Origin of the sequence: Glycomyces sp. TRM65418 (assembly GCF_019710475.1) — a bacterium.
Classification (GTDB): Bacteria; Actinomycetota; Actinomycetes; order Mycobacteriales; family Micromonosporaceae; genus Glycomyces.
This window is the reverse complement of record NZ_JAJFAX010000009.1, coordinates 93,903-119,154: the sequence shown is the minus strand read 5'-3', so window position 1 is coordinate 119,154 and position 25,252 is coordinate 93,903. Positions and strand designations below refer to the sequence as shown.

20 protein-coding genes are annotated in these 25,252 nt (G+C 70.5%); 13 read left to right on the top strand and 7 right to left on the bottom strand.

The window, feature by feature from the left end; genetic code table 11:
- Nucleotide 1: 1 nt before the first annotated feature.
- Nucleotides 2-460, bottom strand: a complete 459-nt coding sequence (locus K3N28_RS18880) for a DUF6463 family protein (RefSeq protein WP_228094307.1) — start codon at nt 458-460, stop codon at nt 2-4.
- A gap of 264 nt (nt 461-724) precedes the next feature.
- On the opposite strand from K3N28_RS18880, the gene K3N28_RS18875 reads away from it, so the two are divergent.
- Nucleotides 725-1,552 (top strand): Ku protein, encoded by an 828-nt coding sequence (locus K3N28_RS18875; protein ID WP_228094306.1) that lies wholly within the window; start codon nt 725-727, stop codon nt 1,550-1,552.
- A gap of 1,019 nt (nt 1,553-2,571) precedes the next feature.
- Here the strand turns inward: K3N28_RS18875 and K3N28_RS18870 are convergent.
- Nucleotides 2,572-4,068 (bottom strand): SulP family inorganic anion transporter, encoded by a 1,497-nt coding sequence (locus K3N28_RS18870; RefSeq protein WP_228094305.1) that lies wholly within the window; start codon nt 4,066-4,068, stop codon nt 2,572-2,574.
- Between the two features lie 221 nt (nt 4,069-4,289).
- On the opposite strand from K3N28_RS18870, the gene K3N28_RS18865 reads away from it, so the two are divergent.
- A complete protein-coding gene (locus K3N28_RS18865) occupies nt 4,290-4,505 on the top strand; it encodes a hypothetical protein (RefSeq protein ID WP_228094304.1) in 216 nt (71 codons plus the stop codon).
- Nucleotides 4,506-4,632: 127 nt separating this feature from the next.
- On the opposite strand, the gene K3N28_RS18860 is transcribed toward K3N28_RS18865, so the two are convergent.
- Nucleotides 4,633-5,664, bottom strand: a complete 1,032-nt coding sequence (locus K3N28_RS18860; protein WP_228094303.1) for an LLM class flavin-dependent oxidoreductase — start codon at nt 5,662-5,664, stop codon at nt 4,633-4,635.
- Between the two features lie 101 nt (nt 5,665-5,765).
- On the opposite strand from K3N28_RS18860, the gene K3N28_RS18855 reads away from it, so the two are divergent.
- On the top strand, nt 5,766-6,263 hold the full coding sequence (locus K3N28_RS18855) for a MarR family winged helix-turn-helix transcriptional regulator (RefSeq protein ID WP_228094302.1): 498 nt from the start codon (nt 5,766-5,768) through the stop codon (nt 6,261-6,263).
- A gap of 213 nt (nt 6,264-6,476) precedes the next feature.
- On the opposite strand, the gene K3N28_RS18850 is transcribed toward K3N28_RS18855, so the two are convergent.
- Nucleotides 6,477-6,899, bottom strand: a complete 423-nt coding sequence (locus tag K3N28_RS18850; RefSeq protein ID WP_374209830.1) for a nuclear transport factor 2 family protein — start codon at nt 6,897-6,899, stop codon at nt 6,477-6,479.
- 283 nt (nt 6,900-7,182) lie between these two features.
- Here K3N28_RS18850 and K3N28_RS18845 point away from each other — a divergent pair, with 283 nt between their 5' ends.
- The 8 genes from K3N28_RS18845 to K3N28_RS18810 all read left to right on the top strand — a co-directional run bounded on the left by K3N28_RS18845 (nt 7,183) and on the right by K3N28_RS18810 (nt 19,367).
- Entirely contained in the window at nt 7,183-8,166 is a 984-nt protein-coding gene (locus tag K3N28_RS18845; protein ID WP_228094300.1) for an aldo/keto reductase, read from the top strand.
- A 191-nt stretch (nt 8,167-8,357) separates the two neighbouring features.
- Nucleotides 8,358-9,815, top strand: a complete 1,458-nt coding sequence (locus tag K3N28_RS18840) for a family 43 glycosylhydrolase (protein ID WP_228094299.1) — start codon at nt 8,358-8,360, stop codon at nt 9,813-9,815.
- A 174-nt stretch (nt 9,816-9,989) separates the two neighbouring features.
- A complete protein-coding gene (locus tag K3N28_RS18835; RefSeq protein WP_228094298.1) occupies nt 9,990-13,589 on the top strand; it encodes a LamG-like jellyroll fold domain-containing protein in 3,600 nt (1,199 codons plus the stop codon).
- A 118-nt stretch (nt 13,590-13,707) separates the two neighbouring features.
- Nucleotides 13,708-14,715: a LacI family DNA-binding transcriptional regulator gene (locus K3N28_RS18830; protein ID WP_228094297.1), complete on the top strand. Its 1,008-nt coding sequence runs from the start codon at nt 13,708-13,710 to the stop codon at nt 14,713-14,715.
- A gap of 369 nt (nt 14,716-15,084) precedes the next feature.
- Nucleotides 15,085-16,146, top strand: coding sequence for a LacI family DNA-binding transcriptional regulator (locus K3N28_RS18825; RefSeq protein ID WP_228094296.1), 1,062 nt, complete (start codon nt 15,085-15,087; stop codon nt 16,144-16,146).
- A gap of 49 nt (nt 16,147-16,195) precedes the next feature.
- Nucleotides 16,196-17,545: an ABC transporter substrate-binding protein gene (locus K3N28_RS18820; protein ID WP_228094295.1), complete on the top strand. Its 1,350-nt coding sequence runs from the start codon at nt 16,196-16,198 to the stop codon at nt 17,543-17,545.
- Entirely contained in the window at nt 17,542-18,477 is a 936-nt protein-coding gene (locus tag K3N28_RS18815) for a carbohydrate ABC transporter permease (protein WP_228094294.1), read from the top strand. Before K3N28_RS18820 ends, K3N28_RS18815 begins: the two co-directional genes overlap by 4 nt.
- A complete protein-coding gene (locus tag K3N28_RS18810; protein ID WP_228094293.1) occupies nt 18,474-19,367 on the top strand; it encodes a carbohydrate ABC transporter permease in 894 nt (297 codons plus the stop codon). Before K3N28_RS18815 ends, K3N28_RS18810 begins: the two co-directional genes overlap by 4 nt.
- A gap of 193 nt (nt 19,368-19,560) precedes the next feature.
- On the opposite strand, the gene K3N28_RS18805 is transcribed toward K3N28_RS18810, so the two are convergent.
- Nucleotides 19,561-20,751, bottom strand: a complete 1,191-nt coding sequence (locus tag K3N28_RS18805) for a cation:proton antiporter (protein ID WP_255640294.1) — start codon at nt 20,749-20,751, stop codon at nt 19,561-19,563.
- 384 nt (nt 20,752-21,135) lie between these two features.
- Nucleotides 21,136-21,711 carry a TetR/AcrR family transcriptional regulator gene (locus tag K3N28_RS18800; RefSeq protein WP_228094292.1) on the bottom strand — a complete coding sequence of 192 codons (576 nt, stop codon included), beginning with the start codon at nt 21,709-21,711 and terminating at the stop codon, nt 21,136-21,138.
- Nucleotides 21,712-21,795: 84 nt separating this feature from the next.
- On the opposite strand from K3N28_RS18800, the gene K3N28_RS18795 reads away from it, so the two are divergent.
- Complete coding sequence (locus K3N28_RS18795) at nt 21,796-22,380, top strand: dihydrofolate reductase family protein (RefSeq protein WP_228094291.1); 585 nt, start codon at nt 21,796-21,798, stop codon at nt 22,378-22,380.
- 6 nt (nt 22,381-22,386) lie between these two features.
- Entirely contained in the window at nt 22,387-22,884 is a 498-nt protein-coding gene (locus K3N28_RS18790) for a DUF1772 domain-containing protein (protein ID WP_228094290.1), read from the top strand.
- 49 nt (nt 22,885-22,933) lie between these two features.
- Here K3N28_RS18790 and K3N28_RS18785 read toward each other — a convergent pair whose 3' ends face one another.
- Nucleotides 22,934-25,012: a PhoX family phosphatase gene (locus K3N28_RS18785; RefSeq protein WP_228094289.1), complete on the bottom strand. Its 2,079-nt coding sequence runs from the start codon at nt 25,010-25,012 to the stop codon at nt 22,934-22,936.
- Between the last annotated feature and the right edge of the window lie 240 nt (nt 25,013-25,252).

The following is a 25,252-nucleotide window of genomic DNA, read 5'->3' as shown; positions in this document are numbered from 1 at the left end:
CTTATGCCGCTCCGGAGACCCGCCCGCGAGTGCCGGTGTCAACGGGGACTTCCCCTTTGCGGCGGTCGGTCGAAGCGGCGGCGATGAGGAGACCGCCCGTCACCAGGACCGCCATGAATCCGCTCGGGCCGATGAGCCACACGCAGACCGCGACCCAGGCGATCAGCGCGATCCCGAAGGCGAGCGGGACGCGCTGGCCCTGCCTGCCGAAGCGGATCATGAGCAGGCCCGTCAGCACCGCGGGTATCGCGATGCCGCCGGGCAGGGCCCAGAAGACCGCGACCGAATCGGGGTCGGCGTCACCCGACCGCAGGCTTCCGTCGATCCATTCGCCCCACGGCGCCAGCGGGATGAACGCGACAATGTGGAGCACGGCGACGACGATGAGGGACCAGCCGGCCAGGCCGGTCAACCGGGCGGCGGCGGGAGTGGCCTGACGGATACGTATGGAGTTTCGCATGGACCGAACCTATGGCCGCGGACGAGCGCGGCCCTCCCCCGAGCGAGCCGACCGCCTCCCCCGCACGGGGGAGCGCCCGTCAGGTCGGCGCGCAACAAGAGGCCGGGGCGTACAGGGCCCGAGCAGCCCCTGCCTGCGCATGGCGTTCCAGCAGGACCGATGTTCCCGCGCTGGAACCTCCCGGCGAGAGGTGCGCATGAGGTTGTGGTGACGAATGATCACGTATGGATCATGAGTGACCACTGACAGTGGCATGCTGTGGTCATGCCAGTGCTCTGGAACGGTGTGATCGCATTCGGGATGGTGTCCATCCCGGTGAGCCTGCGCGCTGCGACGGACAGCCACGACATCGGCCTGCACCAGTACCACGCGGCCGACGGCGGCAGGATCCGCTACCGGAAGGTCTGCGAACTCGACGACGAGGCCGTGGAACCCGAGGACGTCGTCCGCGGCCTCGTGACCGAGGACGGCGAGCTGGTCCTCATCGACGAGGACGACCTCGCCGACCTCCCGGTGAGCTCCTCGAAGACGATCGAGGTCGTGCAGTTCGTCGAGAGCCGGCAGATCGACCCGATCTACTACGAGAAGTCGTATTACGCCGAGCCCGGCAAAGGCGCGTCCAAGCCCTACGTGCTCTTGCGCGAGGCGCTGCTCGGCTCCGGCAAGATCGCCGTCGTGCGGGTCACGTTGCGGCGGCGGGAGACCCTCGCCGCGCTCCAGCCCCGCGACGAGGTGCTCGTGCTCCACACGATGATGTGGCCTGACGAGATCCTCCCACCCGAGGTCAGCGGCCTGGACGGCGAAGCCGAGAAGACCGAGCTCCAGGTGGCCGCCACCCTCATCGACGCCATGACCGGCGACTTCCGTCCCGAGGAGTACAGCGACGCCTACCAGGAGGCCCTGCGAGACCTCATCGAGGCGAAGAAGGAAGGCCTCATGGACGCGTTGCAGAAGAGCCTCGAGACGAAGGAGGGCAAGCGGCGGCCGGCGAAGAAGGCCGCCAGGAAGGCGACCGCGCGCAAGACGACGGCGAAGAAGAGCACCGCCAAGAAAGCAGCGAAGAAGACCGCCCGCCAGCGGAAAAGCGCGTGACACGCCATGCCCGAAGCGCTGCAGGCCCGGTATCCGCTGCCGGCCTGGGTCGTCGACTCCAAGTTCGAGCAGGGCCTGACGCTGACGATAGCCGAGACGATCGAGAAGGAACCCGAGCATCCACCGGCGTTCACGGGCCCCGCGGGACTGCGCCGAGCACGTCAGCCGGGCCGTCCTCGGCGCGCTCGAACCCTGGCTGACCCGGCTGGACGAGAGCAGCCCCGACCGCGTCAGCTATCCCGGCGACGTCCTCGTGGCCTGCATCGCCCAGCCCGCCGTGATGCGGCACCTCGCGGTCCCTGACCTCGGCCGCCACCGGGAGCTGCTGCGAACCTACGTCCGCCATCCGGCGCAGGAGGCGCGGCGTTCCGGGGGCCCGCCACCCCGGTCGGCTGATCCGCACCCGGGGGGCGGCCTGACAGTGGCGTTTGGATTGGTCCGTTCCGGGGCACCTCGTGTGTCCAGAGGAACTTCTCCGGCGGTTCCGGCTCGCGACCCGGGCCCGGTTCGCCGGTGGAACGGAGCGATCGACCATGAGCGGACGGATATACCCCTGTATCAATGGCAGTAGCGAGTACGAACTGTACTGCGACGGCTGCGGAGCCTCGTTTCAGTGCCACGACGATTCCTTCTTGAGCTGGCCCGTGCTGTGCTCGGCCGCCGAAGCCGAAGGCTGGGCCGTCGACCCCCACTTCGACGGTGAGCACGAGTGCCACATGTGCGCTGAGACGACTCGTTCGAGCCGGCAGCAGGCGATCGTCGCCGCAGCCGCTGCGTTAACGGATCAGTGATGTGGAGCGTCAGGAGGGGCGGGCCGGTTTCCGGCCCGCTCGTCCTGTCTGCAGGCTCCAGCCGACGATGAGGCCGACGCCCAGGCGATCTTGAGAGCCGGGCGGCGACGGATCTCGCGGCGTCGGCAGGCGACGCGCTCGGCCGCGTCGGGCGCAGCCGAGCAGAGGACGGCGAAGGGCCGCAAGCCGGTACCGGCTTGCGGCCCTGATCGTGGATTCACGCGGGCGCTAGTGGCCGCCGCTGAGGGTGCCGGTGAGTTCGCCGTGGAGCCTCGCGCTGGGGCGGTTGAGGCCGACGATCTCGACCTTCTTGCCGCGGGCGGCGTACTTGGCCTCGACCGCGTCGAGCGCGGAGACGGTGGAGGCGTCCCACACGTGCGCGTCGGAGAGGTCGATGACGACCTTGTCGGGGTCGCCGTCGTAGTCGAAGAAGTGGACGAGGTCGTTTGAGGAGGCGAAGAACAGCTGTCCGGTGACCGCGTAGATCTCGGTGGAGCCGTCGGGGTCGGTGACGCTGGTGACCTCGACCAGGTGGGCGACCTTGCGGGCGAAGGCGACCATCGCGACGATGACGCCGGCGAGGACGCCGATGGCGAGGTTGTGGGTGGCGACGGTGACGGCGACGGTGACGACCATGGTGATCGTCTCGGAGACCGGCATCTTGCGGAGCGTCCTCGGCAGGATCGAGTGCCAGTCGAAGGTCACCGCGGACACGAAGACCATGACGGCCACGAGCGCCGCCATCGGAATCCGCGCCACCAGGTCGCCGAGCACCACGATGAGGATGAGCAGGAAGAACCCGGCCGAGAAGGTCGAGAGCCGCGAGCGGGCCCCGGCCTTGACGTTGATCATCGTCTGGCCGATCATCGCGCAGCCGGCCATGCCGCCGAAGCAGCCGACGAGGATGTTGCCGATGCCCTGGCCCGCGGCTTCACGGGTCTTGTTCGAACCGGTGTCGGTGGCGTCGTCGACGACCTTGGCGGTCATCAGGGATTCGAGGAGGCCGACCGCGGCCAGGCCGATCGCGTACGGCGCGATCACGCCGAGCGTGTCGAGGTTGAACGGCACGTCGGGCAGCACGAGGCCGGGCAGACCCGAGGGCAGCTCGCCCATGTCGCCGACGTTCGGGACGGCGATGCCGAACGCCACGGTGACGGCGGTGAGGGCGACGATCGCGATGAGCGGCGACGGCACCGCCTTCGTCAGGTACGGCAGGCCCCAGATGATCGCGAGGCCGACGGCGACCATCGTCCACACGACCCAGCCTTCGTCCACGAAGTGGGGGAGCTGCGCCATGAAGATGAGGATCGCGAGGGCGTTGATGAACCCGGTCAGCACACTGCGGGGGATGAACCGCATGAGCTTGACGATCCCGGTGAACGCCACTCCGAGCTGGACGGCGCCCGCGAGGAGTGTGGCGGCGATGAGGTAGCCGACGCCGTGGGAGGCGACCAGGGGGGCGACGACCAGGGCCATGGCGCCGGTGGCGGCGGAGATCATGGCCGGGCGTCCGCCGAGGAACGCGATCGAGCAGGCCATGATGAACGACGCGAACAATCCGACGCGGGGGTCGACGCCGGCGATGATCGAGAACGCGATGGCCTCGGGGATCAGTGCGAGGGCGACCAGGAGACCGGCGAGCAGCTCGGTCCGCAGGAACGGCGCGATCGGGCGGGGAAGCGTGAAACGGAGACGGGCAGCGCGCGAGCGGGCGGCGAGAGGCATGCAGAACCGTTCGGGTAAGCGGGCGGGGCGCACCGCCGACGCTGGAACGGTGCCAGAACTGCCTCCAACCCTACCGATTCGGGCGACACTCCTGTGACGTGAAACCGGCAATGGTGCGCGGTATTACAGCCGATCACGATGAGCCGAGTTCGACGGACGTGATGTTCCGCCGCTCGTGCGGTCGTACCTGTCGGCGAGCGTGATCGAGCGAGGAAGTGACGATGGGAAGCGACGTCCGGCCGCTGGTGCACGCCGAGCGTGCAGCGCTGATCGAGGACCTCGCCGGTCTCGGCGAAGCCGCGAACGCGCTTGGTCCACGGCTCGCGCCGGGTGCGGTCTCGGGCGGACGTTCATGGCAGGAGCATGAAGGTGCGGCACCCGGTTCTCGGCGCGGCCGCAGGCGCGTCGAGTCCACGATCCGCGTCAGCGAAGGCTGAGCGCGAGCGGTTCTCGGCGGGGCCCTGAGAGCGGGGACTCGCCCGTCCACCGCACGGCCGCTCAAGCGAGCACGTGACCGGCTTTCGTCAGCGCCCGAGCCGGCGCTTGCGCGTTCTCCCGCTTCCCTTACCCCGCAAGTGGTGCCAGGAGTCGCAGCGTCTCCTCGCGTGCCGGCGAGGCGGCCGGATCGGTGCCCGCGTAGACGCCTGCGACCGGGTTGATCATCACCTCGTCCACCTCGAACCGCGCGCGCAGCTCCTCGAGCCGGGCCTTCGCGGTCTCGGGCGAGCCGATGACCCACTTGGCGCGCATCGCGCCGATGATCGTGGCCTGCGCTTCCGTCAGCTCGACCCGCTCGGCGTCCTCGATGGTCGGCTGCGGCTCCAGCGGGGCGCCGCTGCGCAGCGCCAGCATCGCGAGCGCCTGCGGGAGCGTGCGGCGCAGCGCCTCCTCGTCGGTCTCGGCGACGGAGGCGTTCACCGTGAGGAACGTCCGCGGCTCCGAATACCCCTCGGTGGGCTTGAACCGGTCGCGATACAGCTTCAGCGCCTCGGCCGTGTCCTGCCCGGCGAAGTGGTGCGCGAACACGTACGGCAGGCCCTTCTCTGCGGCGAGCTTCGCCGAGAAGTCCGACGAGCCCAGCAGCCACACGTCGGGAGCGGAAGCCGCGGTCGGCGTCGCCCGCAACTCGTGTCGGCCCCCGCGCACCGCGACGGCGACGCCCGCGCCGCCCGTCAGTGCGACGACCTCGTCCACATCGCTGGAGAACCGGGCGACCGGATCGTCGCCCGCGTTCTGACGCAACGCCCACGCCGTCACCGGATCGCTGCCGGGAGCCCGGCCGATGCCCAGGTCGATGCGCCCGGGGAACGCGGCCTCCAGCAGGGCGAACTGCTCGGCGACGACCAGCGGCGCGTGGTTGGGCAGCATGACTCCGCCCGAGCCGACCCGGATCCGGTCCGTCGCGGCGGCGATCATGCCGATGAGCACCGGCGGGTTGGTCGAGGCGATGATCGGCATGTTGTGGTGCTCGGCGAACCAGTACCGCTCGTACCCCAGCTCGTCGGCGCGCTGCGCGAGCGCGCGGGACGCGGCGATGGCGTCGGCCGAGCGCTGGTCGGACCGTACGGGGATGACGTCGAGGACGCTCAGCTTCATGGGTCGCCTTCTCACTTGCTCGGTCGGGTGCCGAACCGACGGTATCAGATCATCTGAATCAAGACGATCTGAGCGCGGAGCGTCTCTGGTAGGATGAACCCATGCCAGTGCCAGCCGAACCGCGTCGCGCGACCGTCAAGCCGTGCCGGATGATCGACGACCCTGCGACCGCCGACTTGACGTGGCTCATGCGCCGGGCCGTCGCGGCGCTCACCGACCTCTCCGACCGGGTCTGCCGGGAGTGGGGTCTGGCCGACCACCGGGACTGGCTCGTGCTCGCCACGGTCGGCGACGGCGAGCGCCGCACGCAGTACGAGCTGTCGCAGGCGCTGTGCATCGACAAGTCGACGCTGATGGCCATCGTGGACCGCCTGGAGCGCCAGGGTCTCGTGGTCCGCGAACTGTCTCCGACCGACCGGCGCGTGCGCCTCCCGGTCGCCACCGAACGGGGCATGGACCTCGCCGACGTCGTGACGCGGGCCCGCGAGGAGGCCGTCGCCGAGCATCTGAGCGTCGTTCCCGAAGCCGACCAGACCGCGCTCCGCCGCACGCTCTGGACCGTGATGACCGGCCGTCCGCCCGAGGATCCGGCCGCCTGACGGGGCGGTGCCGCCCGGTCATGGTCGCTCTCGGACCGGTCGGTTTCAGGCGCCGGATCGGCCGGCATGGACCTCAGCCGGTCCCACTGCACGCCGCGACCTCGTCAGGCCCCTCTGCCGTCGAAGGACCGGTCCGGCGCGCAACGGCCCGCGGACGCCACGACGCCGCATCGCGACCTGCGATCGTCGTCGTGGCGGACTTCCGGGCGGCGCTCAGGCCATGGCGTCGCGGACCTTCGCGGTGTCCGCGAACTGCTCGAAGCGGACGATCAGACCGCCCCTGACGGTGAAGTGATGGGCGACGCGGACGTTGATGTCCCTGCCGGTGGTCCTGTTGCGGGCGGTGTACCGGGCCAGGACGACGACGTCTTCGCCTTGGGCGATGTAGGTGTCGTCGTGCGCGGTCCAGCCCTCCCAGGCGGCGGCGAGCGGTTCCATGACGTTCTCGGTCACGCCCTCGGGCGTCCGGTACGTGCCCCCGAGCGGGAATCCGGCCATCTCGGTCCACTCGACGTCGGGGGCGAGGGTGGCCTGGAGCGCGGCCAGGTCTCCCGAGGCCGATGCCAGATACTGGCGGCGCACCACGTCCTTCGGTTCCGTGGAGTTCGCGATGTCGGCTGGTCCGGTCATCCCCATTGCATTGCACCTTTCGCGACCTCGCCGCCGATCGGCGCGGCGACGAGGAGTTCGGCATTCGGACAACGCCGCCCCGGTCCGGCGGTGACGGCCTCACCAGGGAGTTCCCCGGCGACGACGGCTTCGAACGCGTTCAGGTGCCCGCGGGTGCATCGGACCGCGTCGACCGTCGCCGGAGCGCCGGGGGAGCGGTGGCCGGGAACGCCGCACCGGCTCGCGCGGGCGAGGCGACCCGTCCTTACACTTGCCCCGCAAGCAGCAGGAGCGACGAGATGGGGGATCGATGGAGCAGCGTGCATTCGGCAGGAGCGGTCAGCGGGTCTCGGTGGTCGGCCTGGGCACCTGGCAGCTGGGGGCCGACTGGGGCGACGTGAACGACGAGGACGCGTTCGCGGTCCTCGACGCCGCCGTGGAGTCCGGCGTCACGTTCTTCGACACCGCCGACGTCTACGGCGACGGCCGCTCGGAGCAGCTCATCGGCCGCTTCCTGCGTGAGCGCCCGGACGCCGACGTGATGGTGGCGACCAAGATGGGACGCCGCGTGCCCCTCGAACCGAAGCTCTACCACGTCGACAACTTCCGCGCCTGGACCGACCGCTCGCGGGTGTACCTCGGCGTCGACCGCCTCGACCTCGTGCAGCTGCACTGCCCGCCGACGCCGGTGTACGACACGGACGCGGTCTACGACGCCCTCGACACCCTGGTGGAGGAGGAGCGGATCGCCGCCTACGGCGTGAGCGTCGAGACGTGCGATGAGGCCCTGACCGCGATCGCGCGCCCGGGCACCGCGAGCGTTCAGATCATCGTCAACCCGTTCCGGCTCAAGCCCCTCGAAGCGGTGCTCCCGGCCGCCGCCGAGGCCGGCGTGGGCATCATCGCGCGCGTCCCGCTCGCCAGCGGCCTCCTCTCGGGCAAGTACACGAAGGACACGGTCTTCGCCGAGAACGACCACCGCCACTACAACCGCCACGGCGAGTACTTCGACCAGGGCGAGACCTTCGCCGGGGTCGACTACGAGACCGGCGTGGACGCCGCGGTGCGATTCGCCGAGCTCGCGCCCGAAGGGGCGACGCCCGCGCAGACGGCGCTGCGCTGGATCATCCAGCAGCCCGGCGTCTCCACGGTGATCCCGGGCGCCCGCAACCCCGAGCAGGCCCGGGCCAACGCCGAGGCCGCCGCCCTCGAACCGCTGCCGGACGCGACCCTCGCGGCCGTCCGCGACCTCTACGACGAGAAGATCCGCCCGCAGGTCCACGACCGCTGGTGAGCGACCCGGCGCCCCCGCCGCGGGGGCGCCGGCCGCCGTCCACCGGCAAGGACATTGACGAATCTAGATCGTTGACTTTCCGGGATCGTCTGTCTACCCTGACGGAAAGCTTGTTATCGATCACAACGCCGGTCGCCCGGCACGATCGACAAGCCGATCACCAGGCATCGTCGCCCCCGGAGGAGTCCTTCATGCAGTTCCCACCGTTGAGTCGTCGCCGGCTCTTCCAAGCCGCGGGCGTCGCCGCCGCGGCCACCGCCGGAGTCGCGCTGAGCGCCGCACCCGCGCAGGCCGCCGACACGCCCGGCGTGCGGTACGTCAACCCCCTCATCCAGCAGCGCGCCGACCCGCACATCTGGCGGCACACCGACGGGTACTACTACTTCACCGCGAGCGTCCCCCAGTACGACCGCATCGTGCTGCGCCGCGCCACCACCCTCCAGGGCCTCGCCACCGCGACCGAGACGACCATCTGGCGCAAGCACGCCAGCGGCGAAATGGGCGCCCACATCTGGGCGCCGGAGATCCACTTCGTCAACGGCAAGTGGTACATCTACTTCGCCGCGGGCCGCACCGACGACGTCTGGGCCATCCGGATGTACGTGCTGGAGAACGCGAGCGCCAACCCGATGAGCGGCACCTGGGTCGAGAAGGGACGCATCTGGACGCCGCGCGACTCGTTCTCGCTGGACGCCACCACCTTCACCCAAGGCGGTACCCGCTACCTCTGCTGGGCGCAGAGCGACCCCGAACTCGGCTCCGGCACCAGCCTGTACCTGGCGGCGATGTCGAGCCCGTGGGCCATCACCGGCACGCCCGTGCGCATCAGCAAGCCCACGCACTCGTGGGAGACGATCGGCCACAAGGTGAACGAGGGCCCGGCCGTGATCACCCGCAACGGCCGGATCTTCATGACGTTCTCGGCCAGCGCCACCGACGCGAACTACGCCGTCGGCCTCCTGACCGCCGCGCAGACCGCGAACCTGCTCGACCCCGCCTCGTGGACCAAGACCGCGCAGCCGGTGCTGCGCAGCGACGACGCGACGAGCCAGTACGGGCCGGGGCACAACTCGTTCACGGTCTCCGAGGACGGGCAGAGCGACATCCTGGTGTACCACGCGCGGCCCTACAAGGCCATCAGCGGCGACCCGCTCTACGACCCGAACCGGCACACCAGGATCCAGAAGGTCTACTGGAAGGCCGACGGCACGCCCGACTTCGGGATCCCGGTCGCGGCCGGGGCGACGCCGTACCGGTTCGCCCTCCACGGCCAGGCGGGCGCCTACCTGAACCACTACGAGTACCGGGTCCGCGCCGGCACCTCGGTGGCGATGCTGGCCGACTCGCAGTTCCGGATCGTCACGGGCCTGGCCGGTTCGGGCTCGGTCTCGCTCGAGTCGGCGAACTTCCCCGGCCGGTACCTGCGGCACAAGAACTACGAGCTGTGGGTCGAGGCCGACGACGGCTCCTCCGTGTTCCGATCCGACGCGAGCTTCCAGCGGCGGGCCGGCCTGGCCGACGCGGCGCACGTGTCCTTCGAGTCCGTGAACTTCCCGGGCCGCTTCATCCGCGCGACGGGCGGTCTGGCGAACATCACGACGATCGCCACGGCCCAGGACCGCACCGACGCCACCTTCCGCCTCACCTGACCCGACTGTCCGAGCGCCCCGCCCGCGGCCGCGGGCGGGGCGCTCCGCATCTGACAGCGAACCGATTCGCCAGCCTCTTGCCATGCGCTAACAGGCTCGGTACGGTGGTCAGCGAACCGGTTCGCTGCGGATTCTCTCCCGGAGCGGACCTCTCAACGACGAGAGTGAGGCGTCATGAAATCCCGATCCCGACCCGCCGCTCGCGCGGCGAGCGCCATCGCCGCGTTGGCGATCCTCCCGCTGGCGGCGGTGCCCGCCGCCGCGAATCCGCTGGACGAGCACCTGATCCTCTCCTACTCCTTCGACGAAGGCCAGGTCGCCGACGGCGTCGTGGACGACCGGTCCGCGTCGGGCCTCGACGGCCGGGTCGTCAACCCCGGGCAGGCGCCCCTGGTGCCCGGCCGCGCCTACGGCTCCAGCGCGATCGACCTGACCGGTGGATCGGCCTCGTCGACCAGCGCGCCCTATGTGGAGATCCCGCACGGCCTCTTCGCGGACCGCGCCGAGATGACGATCGCGACCTGGCTGCGCTGGGACGGCGGCCCGGACTTCCAGTGGGCCTACAACCTCGGCAAGGACCATGCCTCCGCGACCTTCCTGACCCCCTCCTACCAGGGCCCCGCCACGAACCGCTCCTCGATCAAGCCCGTGAACGGCGGCGGCGAGGTGGGCGTGGACGGCACCGGCGGCCTCCCCGCGGGCGAATGGGTCCAGGCCGTCACCGCGATCGACGGCGAGCAGATCGCCTACTACCTCAACGGGGTCGAAGTCGGCCGCACCGAGGCGCGGCTCGACCTCGCCGCGGCCATGCACGACCCGAACGGCACCACGTCGGGCTTCATCGGCAAGGCCTTCTGGGGCGGGCACCCGTTCTTCGACGGGGCCGTGGACGAGTTCCAGGTCTACGACCTCGCGCTCGACGCCGACCAGGTCGCCGAGCTCTACGGCGGCGAGCTCCCCGTCCTCCAAGGCCTCGACCAGGACGCGTTCGCGGCGCGCACGATCGCCGGCGAAGCGCCCGTGCTGCCCGCCTCGGCCCCGGGGGCCTTCAGCGACGGCATCGGCCGCAACGTGGGCCTCGACTGGGACGACATTCCCGCCGACGCGTACGCCGGTCCCGGCACGTTCACCGTGTCCGGCACGGTCGTCGGCCACGACCTGGCCGTGACCGCCACGGTCGAAGTGGTCGAGAACGCCCTCACCGTCGACCTCGGGGAATCCACCGGGGACTTCCTCGGCGGCGCCTCCGGCACCCTCTACGGGCTCTACGACGAGGGCCTGCCGTCCGAGAACCTCATCGACGGCATCGACCTCGCCTCGGTCGCGACCAAGGCCCAGGACGGGCCCCAGCATCCCGGCGCCGACGCGCTCGAAGTGCTCGGCCCGCTCGTGGAGGCCTCGAACGGCGACGTCTACATCTACATGACCGACATTCACCGCGGCTTCCCCTACCAGTGGCCCGGCGACACGCCCGAAGAGAAGCTCGACACCTACCTGGAGAAGATCCGCCACCAGGCCGAGCAGGTCGCCACCCTCCCCGCAGGGCAGCAGTCCAATGTGGTGTTCATGCCGTACAACGAGCCCGAGGGCAACATGTTCGGCACCGGCCAGTGGAGCTACAACGGCACGAGCTGGCTCGACGACCCGCGTGACTTCTTCGCCGCCTGGGACCGCGCCTACGAGGTCATCCACTCGGTGCTGCCCGACGCCCGCATCGGCGGCCCGAACACCAGCCTCCTGTACGAGCAGGTCAAGGGCTTCATGGAGCACACCGTCGAGGCCGGCACGGTCCCCGACACCGTGGTGTGGCACGAGCTCTCCGACCCGGCCAAGATCCGCGCCAATGTGGACGAGTACCGCGCCTGGGAGGCGGAGGTCTTCGCCGGCACCGAGTACGAGGGCACCGAGCTGCCGATCAACATCAGCGAATACGCCTTCAACTACCACACCTCGGTGCCCGGTCAGATGATCCAGTGGATCGCCGCGCTCGAGGACTCCAAGGTGTACGGCGACATCGCCTACTGGAACATCGACGGCAACCTCTCCGACTCCGCCGTGCAGGCCAACCGCGCGAACGGCCAGTGGTGGCTCCTCCACGCCTACAGCCGGATGAGCGGCCAGACCCTCGAAGTCACGCCCCCCAAACCGGGCGAGAGCTACACGCTCCAAGGCGTGGCAACCTTCGACGAAGGCCTGCGACAGACCCGCGTGCTGCTCGGCGGCGCGAGCGGCGACCACACCCTCCGGCTCGGCGACGTGCCCGCGTCGGTCTTCGGCGATTCGGTGCACGTGACCGTCCGCGAGATCGAGTGGAGCGGCCAGATCGGCGACTCGGCGCAACCGGACGTGATCGCCGAACTCGACGTCCCCGTCTCCGGCGGCGACGCCGCGCTCCACTTCGGAGCGGGCGATCTGCCGGAGCTCGACGCGGAGTCCTCCTACGAGGTCATCGTGACCCCCGGCGCCGACACCGGCTCGCCCGCGGTGCCGCGCACCGCCTGGGAGGCGACCTACGAGGCCGAGGACGCCGCGTTCCAGGGCTCGGGCCTCCACGTCAACGGCCCCGAAGGCTCGCCGTCGAACGTCGCGAAGTTCTACACCTCCGGCGGCCACAACGTCGGCGGAATGCGCACCGGCGCCGACAACGGACTCGCGTTCACCGTGGACGTCCCCCGAGACGGCACGTACGACCTCAGCGTCTTCGCCAGTTCGCTCAACACCGACCCCGAGGTCGGGGCCCAAGGGCCCACGAACCTCTTCCTCACCGTCGACGGCGAGGCCGAACAGGAGGTCTTCCTCCCGCTCGGCTACAAGTGGGTCGTCTGGGACCACGCCGACACCACAGTGGAGCTGACGGCCGGCGAGCACGTGATCGCCCTGACCACGAAGAGCCCCAGCGGCAACGGGGCGATCTCCGGCGACGTCATCATCGACAAGATCGACCTCGCCCTGCCGCACCCCGACCACGCGCACGACGCCTACGAGGCCGAGTACGCCGAACTCGGCGGCGGCGCGGCACCGTACTACGGCACCGCGAGCGGCGCGTCGGTCCCCAAGGGCGCCACCGCGACCTTCTGGATCTACTCGCCCGCCGACGCGGGCGCACTCCTGGACGTCGGGGACGGCAAGGTGGCACTGGAGGTCAACGGCGAGACCGTCAAGACCCGCCGCGACGGCACCGTCGACGCCTTCCTCCTCGGCGGCGTCAACAAGATCACCGTCCAAGGCGCGAAGGGCCTCAAGGTCGACCGGCTCACCGTCGCGGCCTCCGATGCGCTCGACGCCTCGGTCTACGAAGCCGAAGACGCCGACATCGCCGGGACCGCGACGGCGACGGACCGCTCCCTCGCCTCCGGCGGCGAAGCCGTCACCGGGATCGGGGGCGAACCCGGCAACGGCAACACCCTCACCTTCGACGCCGTCGAAGTCCCCGAAGCCGGGCGGTACGCGCTGACCTTCCGCTACTCGAACGAGGAGCAGTCGCCGGCGACGCACTACAACCCCGACCCCGTGGCCCGGTACGCGCTCGTGTCCGTCAACGGCGCCGACCCGATCCGGGTGATCTTCCCGCATTCGTTCCACGAGAACAACTTCTGGGAACTCACCGTCGTCGTCGACCTCGCCGAGGGCGTGAACGCGATCGCGATCGGCGGCGAGGAGAAGCCGCAGTTCGACGGCGCCACCTACGCCTCCGACACCTGGCCCGGGGTCCTGCTCCGCTCGCAGTACGCGCCCGACCTCGACCGGATCGCGGTCACGCCGCTGTCCGACTGACCGACCGGAGGCGGCCGGAACCCCGGCCGCCTCCGAGACCGGCCCCGCCGCCCGGCGAACCGGTACACTCGGCCCCGACGCACCCGCTGAACTGCACGCACATCACCAGAGGAGTCACGTGGCGACGATCGGCGACGTCGCGCGCGAGGCCGGCGTCTCGCGCAGCACCGTCTCATCCGTCCTGACCGGACGCAAGTTCGTCACCCCCGAGACCCGCGCGCGCATCGAGGCGGCCATCGCCAAGCTCGAGTACTCGGTCAACACCGGCGCCCGCGCCCTCGCCACCTCCAGGACCATGACCTTCGGCGTCGTCGTCCGCTTCCACGAGGCCGAGTTCAGCCCCGCGCTGGCGACCTACCTCGTGGCCCTCTCCGACGCCGCGCGCGAACACGGCTACTCGGTGATGCTGCTGACCGAGCCCGACGGCGAGGCGGCGGTGCGCCGTGCGATCGCGGGCCGCCAAGTGGACGGCCTCATCCTCCTCAACGTGCTCGACGGCGACCCGCGTCTCGATCCGATCAGCCGCTCGGGCTTCCCCGCGGTGCTCGTCGGGATGCCCGAGGACACCCGCGGCATCGACGCCGCGGACCTCGACTTCGCCGCCGCCGCAGGGCTCCTCGTCGATCACCTCGCGGACGCGGGCCACCGCGAGGCGATGTTCGTGCGCTGGCCCGAGGAGCTGTACGAGTCGGGCGGCACCTACGCGACCCGCTTCGAGCGCGCCGCGCTGCGGCGCGCGGCCGAGCGCGGGCTGCGCCTCGCGCCGGTGCCGGTGCCCGTGGGCCCCGAGCAGGTGCGCGCGACCCTGCGCGCCGCGCTCCGGGATCCGGCGCTGCCGCGCACCCTCCTCGTCCACAACGACGCCGCCGCGGCGATGCTCCCCTTCGTGCTCGGCGACCTCGGCCTGGAGGTCCCCGGGGACCTGAGCGTCGTCTCGCTGCATTCGGCGGAGCTGGCGCGGCTCTACGTGCTGTCGTTCACGGCCGTCGAGTCCCGGCCGGAAGCCGTCGCGGAGGCCGCGGTGGCGATGCTGTGCGGGCGCGTGGCGGACCCGCGGGCCCCGGCGCAGCGGCGGCTCATCGAGCCGCGCCTGGAACGGAGGTCGAGCGTGGCGACCCGGTCGTAGCGGGACGCCGCGCCGACTCGACGGCGCGGCAGTCGAACGCGCGGGCGCGTTCGCCGTCTCGGCCCGGGCGTCGACCGGACCTGGGACCGGGTCAGATGCCGAGTGCCCGTCGGGGCGGGGGACGACAGTCGCCCGCGCTTCGGGGGAGCGGCCTCGATCGGCCGCGGGTCCAACAGGATCACAGTGCCCGCCTCGGTTGCGCCCCAAGGCGACCGGTCCTCCGTCCACGTTCGGCTCGATCTGCGGGGCCTCGGGGAGGCTCACGGCTCGACTTGATCGGCGCCTCGCGACTGCGCACGGCTTGACACCTCCTGAAGGAGTGGCGTAGGTTACGCCTGACAACGTAGTCACAGACGTACCTGGAGCCCCATGTCCGCCGCATCCTCTCCGGAAGACGCCGCACCCGCCACGGGTGACACCCTGCGTCGCCCGCCCGGCATGACCGATGTGGCCCGGCTGGCCGGGGTGTCGCAGAAGACCGTCTCCCGGGTCGTCAACAACGAGCGCTACGTCAGCGAAGCAGCCCGCGAGAAGGTCCTCCGCGCCGCCGCCGAACTCGGCTTCCGCCCCAACACCGCCGCCCGCGCGCTCATCACCGGGCGCTTCCGCCGCATCGGCGTCGTCTCCCTCGGCTCCGCGCTCTACGGCCCCGCCTCGCTGCTCGTCGCGCTCGAACGGGCCACCCGCGCCGCCGGGCTCTCGTTCATGGTCGCCAACACCGCCGAAGGCGAGCCCGGCGCGATCCAGGAGGCCGTCGACTGGCTGCTCGCCCAAGGCGTGGACGGCATCATCCTCTCGGAGCCGATCGACGAGGGCCAGCGCCTGCGCCTCGACTCGGGCGTGCCGATCGTGAGCCTCGGCCAGGCTCCCGGCCTCCCCGCCGAACAGATCGCGCTGGCCCACGGACGCACCGCCGAATCCTGCCGAGAGGCCGTGGCGCACCTGCTCGACCTCGGTCACGCGCGCGTCTGGCACGTCGCCGGGCCACAGGAGTGGTGGGAGGGCCGCGAACGCCGCGAGGGCTGGGCCGCCGCCCACCGCGAGCGCGGCATCGAGCCGCCACCGCCCTTCGAGGGCGACTGGTCGCCCGCCGCCGGATACGCCGCCGGCCGGGAACTGCCCGGCGAGGCCACGGCCGTGTTCTGCGCCAACGACGACACCGCGATCGGGCTCATCCGGGCCCTGACCGAAACCGGCCGCCGCGTCCCCGACGACGTCTCGGTGGTCGGCTTCGACGACATCCCCGCCGCCGCCTACCTCTCACCGCCGCTGACCACCATCCGGCAGGACTTCGAGGCCGACGCGATCCACGGCCTCAACCTCCTGCTGCGGCTCCTGCCCGGCGCCGCCGAACCGGAGGGCGACGACACGACGGCCGCGCCCCGGCGGCTCGTCGTCCGCGCCTCCACTGCACCGCCTCCTCCTTCGTGAACACCCCACCCGACGCCTGATCCACTGCGCTACAGGAAGGACCGATCCTTTGCATCCGCGTATCAGCCGCAGAGCAGGCCTCGCCGCCGTGCTCGCGACCCCGCTGGCGCTCGCGGCCTGCGGCAGGCACACCGTGGACCCGCCCGCCCACGTCACCCGGGCCCAGATCGACGAGGCGATGCGGCAGCCCACCGAGCTCGACTTCTGGACCTGGGTGCCGGGCATCGAGAAGGAGGTCGCCCTCTTCGAGGAGGCCTACCCGCAGATCAAAGTGGACATCGTCAACGCCGGCCAGGGCAACCCGCACTACGCGAAGCTGCGCACCGCCCTCCGGGCCGGCAACGGCGCGCCCGACGTGGCCCAGCTCGAGTTCCAGATGATCCCCTCCTTCGCCATCACCGAGGACCTGCTCGACCTGCGCCCTTACGGGGCCGGGGACCTGGCCCCGCAGTTCGTGGACTTCGCCTGGTCCCAGGTGACCGGCACGGGCGGCGAGATCTGGGCGATCCCGCAGGACACCGGTCCGATGGGGATGCTCTACCGGGCCGACATCCTCGACGCCCACGGCATCGAGGTCCCCGCGACCTGGGACGAGTTCGCCGAGGCCGCCGCGCGGCTCCGCGAAGCCGACCCCGAGGTGTACCTGACGAACTTCGCGCCCGCGCAAGGCGCGTTCTTCGCCGCGATGCTCTGGCAGTCCGGCGCGAACCCGTTCGGCGGCTCCGACGGCCCCGAGCTCCGCATCGACCTGACCTCCCCGGAGGCCGAACGCGTCGCCCGCTACTGGGGCGAACTGTCCGAACAGGACCTCATCGCGGTCGACCCCGACTTCACCGACGCGTGGTACCAGGCCCTCAACAGCGGCAAGTACGCCACCTGGATCGCGCCCGCCTGGGCCCCGACGTTCCTCACCTCGGCCGCGGCCTCCACGGCCGGGCTCTGGAGAGTCGCGCCCCTCCCGCAGTGGGAAGCGGGCCAACAGGTCTCCTCCAACTGGGGCGGCTCGACCTCCGCGGTCCTCGCCACCACCCGGAACCCCATCGCCGCCGCGGTGTTCGCCCAGTTCATCAACACCGACCGGGAATCGACCGACACCATGGCGAACGAGCAGTTCCTCTACCCGCCCACCAAGGCGATCCTGGAAGACCCCGCGTTCACCGGCCAGCAGCTCGACTTCTACGGCGGCCAGGAGGTCAACGCCCTGTTCGCCGACATCAGCACCACCGTCGCCGAGGACTTCCAGTGGTCGCCCGTCCAGGAGCAGGTCTACGCCGACTTCACCGCGACCGTGGGCACGGCCGTCGCGAACAAGGCCGACGCGGTCGCGGCCATGGAGGAATGGCAGGCCCGCATCCAGGAATACGCCGAGTACCAGGGATTCACGGTGAGGCCGTCATGACCGCGACCACTGAGACCGCCGCACCCGCCGCCGCGGCACCGAGCACCAGACGTCCTCAGAGGACGCGACGCAACGCCCTCGCCGGGTACATGTTCGTGCTCCCGTTCATGATCGTGTTCCTTGCGATGTTCGTGGTCCCGCTCGCGTACGCCGCCTACTTCAGCCTCTTCCGCGAGCAGATCATCGGCGGCAACGTCTTCGTCGGATTCGAGAACTACACCCGCGCCTTCGGCGACGAGGCACTGTGGACCGGCATCGGCCGCGTCTGCCTGTTCTTCCTCATCCAGGTCCCGATCATGCTCGTCGCCGCGCTCGCCTTCGCGCTGGCACTCGACACCGGCCTGACGCGCCTGGCCCGGACCACCCGCCTGGCCATCTTCGTGCCCTACGCCGTGCCCGGCGTCATCGCGACCCTCATGTGGGGCTTCCTCTACGGACCCGACTTCGGGCCCTTCGCCCAGATCGCCGAGGCCGTCGGCGTCGGCGTCCCCGACTTCCTCGGCCCCGACCTCATGCTCGGCTCCCTCGCCAACATCGTGGTCTGGGAGTTCACCGGCTACAACATGGTGATCCTCTTCGCCGCGCTCCGCGCCGTCCCCGCCGAACTGTACGAGGCCGCCGCGGTCGACGGAGCCGGACAGTGGCGGATCGCCTGGAGCATCAAGATCCCGTCGCTGAAATCGGCGCTCGTGGTCTGCATGATCTTCTCGATCATCGGCAGTTTCCAGCTGTTCAACGAACCGCAGCTCATGCAGACCCTCGCGCCCACCGTCATCGACAACGCCTACACGCCCAACCTCTACGCCTACAACCTCGCGTTCATCGGCCAGGAGTACAACTACGCCGCCGCCGTCTCGTTCGTGCTCGGCCTGGTCATCCTGGTCGGCTCGTACGCGTTCATGTTCGCCACCAACCGCAGGAGCCGGCGATGACCGCGACCATGCCGACGACCGCGCGCGCACCGCGCCGCGCGAAGACCAAGCGCAGCAACATCCTCACCATCGCGATGATCGCCGCGGCCGCGTACTTCCTGCTGCCGCTGTTCTGGCTCGTCGTCGCCTCCAGCAAGACCAGCGCCGACCTGTTCTCCACCTTCGGGCTCTGGTTCTCCGGCGACTTCCACCTGTTCGAGAACATCCGCCTCACGCTCACCCACGACGACGGCGTCTTCCTCCGCTGGCTGTGGAACACGCTGCTGTACGCGGTCGCGGCCGCGGGAGGCGGCGCGCTCCTGGCGGCCCTCGCCGGTTACGGCTTCGCGAAGTACCGCTTCAAGGGCAACCGGACGATGTTCATGGTCGTGCTCGGCGCGGTCATGGTCCCGACCACCGCGCTCGCGATCCCGACCTACCTGGTGTTCAGCCAGATCGGGCTCGCGGACACGCCGTGGGCGATCATCCTGCCGTCCCTGGTGAACCCGTTCGGGCTCTTCCTGATGCGCGTCTACGCCGAATCGGCCGTCCCCGACAGCCTCCTGGAGGCCGCCCGCATCGACGGGGCGAGCGAACTGCGGATCTTCTTCCAAGTGGTGCTGCGCCTCCTCGCACCCGGCTTCGCCACGGTCCTGCTGTTCGCGCTGGTGCACACGTGGAACAACTACTTCCTGCCGCTCATCATGCTCAACGACCCGGAGCTGTACCCGATCACCGTGGGCCTGGCGCGCTGGCAGGGCCAGGCCGCGGCGGCGGGCGGCGCGAGCGGGGACCTGGTGCCGCTGGTCGTCACAGGTTCACTCCTGTCGATCATCCCGCTGGTGATCGCATTCCTGTTCCTGCAACGCTACTGGCAGTCCGGCCTGGTCTCCGGCGCCGTGAAGCAGTGACATCGGCTCGCGGCGGGGGGCCATTGCCGGCCGAACACGGCGGTCCTCACCCGCCTCGCCGCCCCCGAGCCTCGACCGCGGTTGTCCTGGCGAGGTCATCGTCGCGTTCGGCCGCGGTTCATGTGGTCCGTTGCGGTGGCTCCGTACTCGCGGCGAGACCGGGTTGCGCCTCAGGAGGGGCGAGCACCCGCCCTCACCCGCGCTCTGCCGGAAGGGCCTCGGCGGTGGCCCACCGGTACGCGACGCGCCCCGGCGAGCCGGTCAGTCCGTGTACGACGGTGCTGACCGCCACCGCCAGCGCCCCGGCGGCCAAGATCCTGGCATCAGACCCCCACCGCTCCGCCTCGACCATCAGGTAGAACAGCGCCGACACGCCGATAGGCCCGAACCAGCCGAGATAGGCCGCGTCCGCCCAGCCGAGCGACAGCGGGCGACGCAGCAGCAACAGCACCGGTACGCGCCGCAGCAGCAGCACGGCCCCTGCGAACACCCATACGCGCCAGCCGAGCTCGCCCCAGGTCTGCCATGGCAGCATGGCTCCGAAGCCGGTGAACAGCGGCAGGACGAGGAAGCGGTTGACCGCTTCGTCGATGGAGACGTCGTCACGCCGCTCTTTCCCGGTGCTGACCGCCCCGAACGCCAGGCCGCTCACGAACACCGCGAGGATGCCGTCGACGTGGACGAGCCCGGACACGCCGAGCACCGCCATGGCGAGAACGGCGGTGAACAGCAGCTTCGGACCGGACTCGGCCGCACCGTGCGCTTCCCCCACCCGAATCGCGCGGCCGCCGAGCCAGCCCATGCCGGCCCCGATCGCGATCGCGCCGGCGACCTGCCACAGCATCTCCACGGCGGCGCTGCCGCCCGAGAGCGGTCCCGCAATGGCGATGGCGATGAGCACGAGCGGCAGCGCGAGTCCGTCGTTGGCCCCCGATTCCAGGGACAACAGCTGCCGGGTACGTGCGGGCACCTCCTCCTCGGCCGCGGCCCCGGTCACCACGTTGGACGCCAGGACCGGATCGGTGGGGCACAGCGCCGCGCCCAGGAGGGCGGCGGCGCCGAGTCCGAGCCCCATGATCCAGCCCGACAGTCCCGCGGTGATCAGCGCCATCGCCGGCATCGCCACGGCCAGCAACAGCAGTACCGGGCGCAGCCTCGACCGCGCGTCCGAGAACGGGTACCGGAGGGCCACGGCCATCACCGTGATCCCCAGCAGTATGCGCGTCGCCTCCTCCAGCAACGGGTCGTGCGCGGTAAGGGGTTCGAGCGGGAGGAGCCCGGTGACCGCAGGGCCGAGCACGATCCCCAGCAGGAGACCGAGCAGCGGTTCGGACAAAGGGAGCCTGCGCAGACGCCCGGACAGCGCCGCCACGACGATCGCCACGAGGCCGACGGTCGCCAAGAGCACGTTGAACACCGCTATACCCGCTTTCAGAGGTCCTGCACTGCTGAGGCCGCCGGGTGCCCGTCTCGGAGCGCCGCTACACCTCGACCATCACCGTAGGGCGACATCGAGCGAGTCGGGTGCGTCTGAGGATTCGGCGGCCGTGCGGAATCGGCCGGGATCGTGCGAACCTCGCCCGAACGCAGCGGTCACGCCGCCGAGAAGGCCTCCCTGAGACGGCCCGGTCGCCGCTCCCGGCCTCGCCGGGACGGGGCCGCTTGCCGCCGATCGCCGAAGCGTCGCGCCGCCCGGTGCGAGCCGACGGCGGCCGCCGGCCCTGACACGGGATCGGACCGGACCACCGCTCCGGCTGCGGCCTCGGGGTCATGCGGGCGGGACGATCCGGTCCACCGCCGCCGTGATCAGCTCCTCCACCCTTTCGTCGCCGAACACCTCCGGCAGCGTCAGGTGCTCCACGATGAGCCAGCTCAACGCCAGGTAGAGCAGCACCACCGTGTCCGCGTCGCCGGGCATCCCCGACGACACGTGGAAGTCGACGTTCGCCTGCACGTTCGCGCGGATCTGCTCGGTGAGCACTTTGCGCAGCTCGGGTCGGCGGGTCGCTTCGAGCCGCAGTTCCAGCATCGCGAGCTGGCCCGAGCGGAAGCCGGTGATCCGGCCGACCAGTTCGTGCATCAACCGCTCCACCGACTCGCGCGTGCGCGGCAGTGCGAGCGCTTCGCCCATCACGGTCGAGCCCGGGTCGAGCCGTTGGAAGACCCGCTGTCCCGCTTGCATCAGGAGGGCATCGCGGTTGGCGAAGTAGTTCGAGGCGGTGCCGGTCGGCACACCCGCCTCGTTGTCGACGGCCCTGAACGTGAGTCCGCGGGCCCCTTGAGCGGCGAGCACCTCGATGGCGGCGTCGATCAGCGCCGTCCTGCGCTCGGGGTTCTGGCGCATCCTGTCACTCCTCCGGTTGACACCACTTCAAACGTAGTGGTATGTTCAAACCACTTCATTCATAGTACTTCAATTGGAGTGTTCATGCGCACGCAGCACCGCGAACTCGTCTACTACGTCGGCGCCTCCCTCGACGGCTACATCGCCGGCCCCGAAGGCAAGCTCGACGACATCCCGGTCGAACCCGAGCTGGTGGAGTTCATCACCACCGAACTGCCCGAGGCGGTCCCGAGCCATCTTCGGGAGCCGTTCGGACTGGTCGACGCGCCGAACCGCCGCTGGGACACCGTCGTGATGGGCCGGGGCACCTACGAGCCGGGCCTCGAGGCCGGCGTCACGAGCCCCTACTCCCATATGGAGCAGTACGTCTTCACCGCGACCCTCGCCGCCGACACCGACGAGACCGTGCACTTCACCGACGCCGACCCCGTCGCGTTCGTGCGCGGCCTCAAAGCCCGCGAGGGCCGTGACATCTGGCTCGCCGGCGGCGGCAAGCTCGCCGCCGCCCTGATCGGCGAGATCGATGCGATGATCATCAAGCGGTACCCGGTCGTCCTCGGGAGCGGCGTCCCGCTGTTCGCCGGTCCTTACCGACCGACCCGCTTCACGCTCACCGAGAACCGCGTCCTCGGCTCCGGCGACGCGGTCCAGTTCTACCGAAAGGCCTAGACTCCCTTGCGACTCCTCGAACTCCTCGCGCTGCTCGCGTCCGTCCTGAGCGTGGGTCTCATGGCCGGGCTCTTCGCCGGGTTCTCCTACGCGGTGATGCCCGGTCTCAAGATCCTCGACGACCGGAACTGGATCGCCGGCATGCAGCACATCAACAAGGTCATCGTCAACGGCTGGTTCCTGCCCGCGTTCCTCGGCTCGGTCGTCTTCACCGCCGCCGCGCTCGCCCTGAACTGGTTCGCCGGCGACCGCTCGGTCTCCCCCTGGATCGCCATCGCGTTCGTGCTGGCCCTGGTGATGTTCATCGGCACCGCCGCGGTGAACGTCCCGATGAACGACCGCCTCGAAGCGGCCGGCGACCCGTCCGCCATCGCCGACCCGGCCGCGCTGCGCGCCTCCATCGAGGCGAAGTGGATCGCCTGGAACACCGTGCGCGGCGTCGCCGCCCTCGGCTCGCTCCTCGCGCTCGCCTGGGCCCTCGTGGTCCACGGTCAGGCCCAGTAGACGCGAGGACGGGGCGACCGGATCCGGTCGCCCCGTCCTGTCCGGACGCCTAGCAGCCGATGCTGCCGAAGCGGTCCTTCGTCACGTTGACCACCGACGGGCGCGGAAGCGTCCCGTCAGGACCGTCGGGCCACTGCGAGGCCGGGGTCTCGGCGCTCGCGCCGTCGATCTCGCCCGGGTGCTGCACCGCGACCAGGATGTGCTTCTCCTGGACGACCGGGCCGCAGGTCTCCGCGCCGATCGGCACCGTCAGGAACTGCTTGGTCATGCCGCGGGTGCGGCCGCTGAGCGAGACGCCGAAGAGGCCGTCGTTGGTGCCCAGGGCGTTGCCGTCGGTCGAGATCCACAGGTTGCCCTGCGGGTCGAAGGCCACGTTGTCCGGGCAGGAGATCGGGCTGACCTGGTCCTTCGGGAAGCCCGCGAAGTAGGTGTCCGCGTTCTCGGGGTCGCCGCAGACCAGCAGCAGCTTCCAGCCGAACCGGGTCGCGGTGACGTCGCCCCGCTTCTCCTCGAGTTCGAGGACGTGGCCGTGCTTGTTCGCGTTGCGCGGGTTCGCCTCGTCGGCCGCGGCCCTTCCGGCGCCGCCGCGCTGGCTGTTGTTGGTCAGGGCCGCGTAGACCTTGCCGGTCCTCGGGTTCGGCTCGACGTCCTCGGGGCGGTCCATCTTGGTCGCGCCGACCTTGTCGCCCGCCTCGCGGGTGAAGACGTACACCTCTTCGGCGGTCATGCCGTCCACGAAGGACCGGTCGCCGCTGGCGAGCTTGATCCACTCGCCCCAGCCGTCGAACTGCCCGTCGGAGGGCAGCGCGCCGCTGCCGTCGATCTCGTCGGCGCTGTCACCGGTGAACTTCGCGACGTAGAGGGTGCCCTCGTCGAGGAGCGTCCGGTTGTGCTCGCGGGCGCGGCGGCTGTTGCCCGACTTCATCTTGTGCTTGGAGACGAACTTGTACATGTAGTCGAAGCGCTCGTCGTCGCCCATGTAGACCACGACGCGGCCGGTGCGGTCCACGAACGGGCCCGCGCCCTCGTGCTTGAAGCGGCCCAGGGCGGTGCGCTTGCGCGGCTTCCAGTCGGGGTCGTACGGGTCGAGCTCGACGATCCAGCCGAAGCGGTTGGGCTCGTTGGGCTCCTGCAGGACGTCGAAGCGGGGGTCGTACTGCTCCCACTTGCGCCCGGTGGCGTTGCCGCTGAGGCCGTAGCGGGCCAGGCGGGCCTTCGCGACCGGGTCGGCGACCTGCCCGGCGTTCGCGAAGTACTGGTTGAAGTTCTCCTCGCCCGAGAGGACCGTGCCCCACGGGGTGACGCCGCCGGCGCAGTTGTTCAGGGTGCCCAGCGCGAGCGTGCCCTCGGGGTCGGCGGCGGTCTTGAGCAGGTCGCTCCCGGCGGCCGGGCCGGAGATGACGAACTCGCTGGTGGCGGTGATGCGCCGGTTCAGCTCGTGGCCGACCTCGGGGGTGAGGGCGCCGCTGCGCTTGTCCTCCTTGAGGACCACGACCGACATGCCGTGCGAGGCCCATCCGATCTCGACCTGCTCGCGGGTCGGGGCGGCCGCGTCGTAGCCGTAGAACATCATGTCTTCGCTGGTGTACTCGTGGTTGGCGACGAGCACCTTGCGGCGGTGCTCGCCGGGCAGGTCGAGCAGGGCCAGGAAGTCGCAGTTGTAACCGAACTGGCCGGCCGCGTCCTCGGGGGTGAGCGCCTCGGGGTCGAACTCGGCGACGTCGTCGAGGATCGGGTCGCCCCAGCGGATGACGATCTGCTGCTCGTATCCGTCGGGGATGGTGACCGCGTCTTCCCTGTTCGGCTCGACGGCGTCGAACCGCAGGCCGCGAGGGGTCGAGCCCCAGAACGCCGAGGCCTCGCGCTCGCTCTGCGAGGCGGCGGCCGGGGCGCCGAGCGCCCCCGCGGCGCCGGCGCCGACCGTGACCACCGCGCCGGCCTTGAAGAGGGAGCGGCGGGAGACGGCCTGTGCGATGAGGTCGCCGAGGTAGGGGTTGTCCGAGGTGTTGGGCACCGGGTGGCTGCAGGCGTCGCCGCAGCGGTACAGGCAGGTCTTGGCCGAGCGCCCGCCCTGGTAGTCGTTCAACAGCGGCAGTCGGAGCCGCTTGGCGGCGTCACGAGGATTCATTCAGCACTCCAATGGCAGTACGTTCGGAACACGATCGCCGATGCGCGGAGCGGGGTGGCGGACCGACGCGTTCCGATTCCGGAGGCTATGCGTCGCGAGTGACCCGTTCCACCAACCGTCAGTGAACAGGGAGCGAACGAGCGCTCTCGGAACGAACGCGGCGGCGATCCGGCCGCCCGAGGCCTTCGCGAACCGGGCCCCGAGGTTTCGGCCCGAGGTCCCGGTCACGAAGCGGCAATC

Coding starts and splice junctions, on each gene's coding strand:
- K3N28_RS18880 (WP_228094307.1), bottom strand. CDS start 460: ATGCGAAACTCCATACGTATCCGTCAGGCCACTCCCGCCGCCGCCCGG.
- K3N28_RS18875 (WP_228094306.1), top strand. CDS start 725: ATGCCAGTGCTCTGGAACGGTGTGATCGCATTCGGGATGGTGTCCATC.
- K3N28_RS18870 (WP_228094305.1), bottom strand. CDS start 4,068: ATGCCTCTCGCCGCCCGCTCGCGCGCTGCCCGTCTCCGTTTCACGCTT.
- K3N28_RS18865 (WP_228094304.1), top strand. CDS start 4,290: ATGGGAAGCGACGTCCGGCCGCTGGTGCACGCCGAGCGTGCAGCGCTG.
- K3N28_RS18860 (WP_228094303.1), bottom strand. CDS start 5,664: ATGAAGCTGAGCGTCCTCGACGTCATCCCCGTACGGTCCGACCAGCGC.
- K3N28_RS18855 (WP_228094302.1), top strand. CDS start 5,766: ATGCCAGTGCCAGCCGAACCGCGTCGCGCGACCGTCAAGCCGTGCCGG.
- K3N28_RS18850 (WP_374209830.1), bottom strand. CDS start 6,899: ATGGGGATGACCGGACCAGCCGACATCGCGAACTCCACGGAACCGAAG.
- K3N28_RS18845 (WP_228094300.1), top strand. CDS start 7,183: ATGGAGCAGCGTGCATTCGGCAGGAGCGGTCAGCGGGTCTCGGTGGTC.
- K3N28_RS18840 (WP_228094299.1), top strand. CDS start 8,358: ATGCAGTTCCCACCGTTGAGTCGTCGCCGGCTCTTCCAAGCCGCGGGC.
- K3N28_RS18835 (WP_228094298.1), top strand. CDS start 9,990: ATGAAATCCCGATCCCGACCCGCCGCTCGCGCGGCGAGCGCCATCGCC.
- K3N28_RS18825 (WP_228094296.1), top strand. CDS start 15,085: ATGTCCGCCGCATCCTCTCCGGAAGACGCCGCACCCGCCACGGGTGAC.
- K3N28_RS18815 (WP_228094294.1), top strand. CDS start 17,542: ATGACCGCGACCACTGAGACCGCCGCACCCGCCGCCGCGGCACCGAGC.
- K3N28_RS18810 (WP_228094293.1), top strand. CDS start 18,474: ATGACCGCGACCATGCCGACGACCGCGCGCGCACCGCGCCGCGCGAAG.
- K3N28_RS18800 (WP_228094292.1), bottom strand. CDS start 21,711: ATGCGCCAGAACCCCGAGCGCAGGACGGCGCTGATCGACGCCGCCATC.
- K3N28_RS18795 (WP_228094291.1), top strand. CDS start 21,796: ATGCGCACGCAGCACCGCGAACTCGTCTACTACGTCGGCGCCTCCCTC.
- K3N28_RS18785 (WP_228094289.1), bottom strand. CDS start 25,012: ATGAATCCTCGTGACGCCGCCAAGCGGCTCCGACTGCCGCTGTTGAAC.